A 2,179-nucleotide genomic window follows, 5' to 3' on the forward strand; every position below is an offset into this window, starting at 1 on the left:
AAACGGGCGGCCAGCGGTTTGGTTCCGGCCCCGGTCGAATTTTTTTTGATTTTTTTTCCGGTCCCTCCCGCCGACCGGGCGAGACGGTCCGCCGAGGATGGATCGTCGCTTTAGAAACCAACCCAAGCGCAGTCGCGTTCCGACCCTGCGGGACGGTTCGGCCGATCAGGCCGCATGCCGTCGGGTCTGGGGCGGCGGACCGGCGGCGTCTGCCGCTTGCCCGAAATCAAGGCGGAGGCCCGGAACGGCGGCAGGATTGCACCGGCCCGGACCCCCGGATGGAGTGCAGCGAATGAGCGGCATCGTCGAACGGCTCGGCATCGGGCCGGTAGGGTTGCCGACCATCCCGGAGGGCGGATTCCGCTCCACCTTGGCTGCTCTGGAGTTCACGGCCGAAGCATTCATCGCCTTCAGCTTCCTGGGAATTCTGTTCGGCCTCGTATGGATCGTGAGACGGCGGCCGGATCTCGGCCGCGAGTACCGGCCGCTGATCTGGGCGGGTGGCCTGTTCCTGTTCCTCTCCGCGCTCGCCCATCTCCTCGGGGCCCTCTCGACCGTGCTGCCCTTTCACTGGCTGGTCGGGATCGCCGATGCGGCCGTCGCGGCGCTGGCCTCGGCCACCGTCGTGCTGTTGCTGCCTCTTCTCCCCCGGCTCGCCCAGGCGCCCTCCACGGCCCAGCTCGCCCAGGCCAACGACAGCCTGCGCCGCGAGGTCGCCGGCCACGAGGTGACGCTGCGCGAGCTGGAGACGGTCCAGCGCGAGTTGGAGACCCGGGTGGCCGACCGCACCCGCGAGCTCTCGAGCGTCAAGGCGCGGCTGGAGACGGCGCTGCGCGGCGCCTATGTGCACGCCTTCTCGCAGGATCGCGATCTTCGTTACACCTGGGTCTACGATCCGGGCGGCCACGGCGCCGAGGAGATGATCGGGCGGACCGACGCGGAGCTGTTTCCGGCCGGCGAGCGCGAGACCATGCTGGCGGTCAAGCAGCGGGTGCTGGACAGCGGCACGGCGGAGACCTGCGAGCTCACCGCCGTGAACCCGCGCGAGCGCGCCCTCTACGCCGTCCATCTCGAACCGGCGCACGGGCTCGACGGGCAGATCGACGGACTGACCGGGGCGGCGATCGACATCTCGCGGCTGCGCTCGCTGGAGAGCGAGCAGCGCCGCCTCGCCGACGAGCTGCGCACCGCCCTGCAGCGCTACGAGATCGCATTGCGCGGCTCGCACATGACGCTGTTCACCCAGGACCGCGAGCTGCGCTTCACCTCCATCAGCAACCCGCTGTTCGGCCGCGACGTCTCCGAGATCGTCGGCCGCACCGACGAGGAGATCCTGCCGCCCGAGAGCCTCGCCCAGTTCGGGGCGCTCGCCCGCAACGCGCTCGCCGCAGGCAAGGCGCAGGGCGGCGAGGTGAGCGTCAAGGAGGGGGCCGACACCCGCTGGTACGAGCTGCATGTGGAGCCGCTGCCGGACGCCGCCGGCACCATCACGGGGGTGGCCTGCGCGCTGTTCGACATCACCGAGCGCAAGACCGGCGAGAGCCATCTGCGCCTGCTGATGCGCGAGCTGACCCACCGGTCGAAGAACCTGCTGGCCGTGATCCAGGCGATGGCGCGGCAGACCGCCCGCCACTCCGCCGGCAACATCGAGACGTTTCTCGAAGCCTTCGGGGCCCGGCTGCAGGCGCTCGCCACGTCGCACGACCTCCTCGTCCAGGAGGGCTGGTACGGGGCGTCGCTGGGCGACCTCACGCGCCGGCAGCTCTCGAAATATCTCGACGGCGCCGCCAGCCGGGTCTCGGTGCAGGGACCCGCCGTTCACCTGAAGCCCGCCGCCGCCCAGAGCTACGGCCTCGCGCTGCACGAGCTCGCCAGCAACGCCGAACGTTACGGCGCCCTCTCGGTGCCGGCTGGCCGGGTCGACGTCGAATGGCACATGCGGCCGGCCGAGGAGGGCCGCGAGGAGGCCGTCGAGATCCTCTGGGCCGAGAAGGACGGCCCCGACGTGACCGCCCCGGCCAGCCGCGGCTTCGGCACGCTGGTGGTGGAGAAGAACCTGGCCCGCGCCCTCGACGCCGAGGTGGTGCTCGACTTCGATCCGGGCGGCGTGCGCTGCCGCATGGTGATTCCGGCATCGCACCTGCTGGCGGCGCGCTGACCCGCGTCCCGACTCTGCGCC

Annotated in this window: 1 protein-coding gene; it reads left to right on the forward strand. The window is 70.9% G+C overall.

Going from position 1 to position 2,179, the window contains the following annotated elements; all coding sequences use genetic code 11:
* Window positions 1–292: 292 nt before the first annotated feature.
* Entirely contained in the window at window positions 293–2,158 is a 1,866-nt protein-coding gene (locus tag CH341_RS30805) for an HWE histidine kinase domain-containing protein (protein ID WP_170149883.1), read from the forward strand.
* Window positions 2,159–2,179: the final 21 nt, after the last annotated feature.

Source organism: Rhodoplanes roseus (assembly GCF_003258865.1).
Taxonomy (GTDB): Bacteria; Pseudomonadota; Alphaproteobacteria; order Rhizobiales; family Xanthobacteraceae; genus Rhodoplanes; species Rhodoplanes roseus.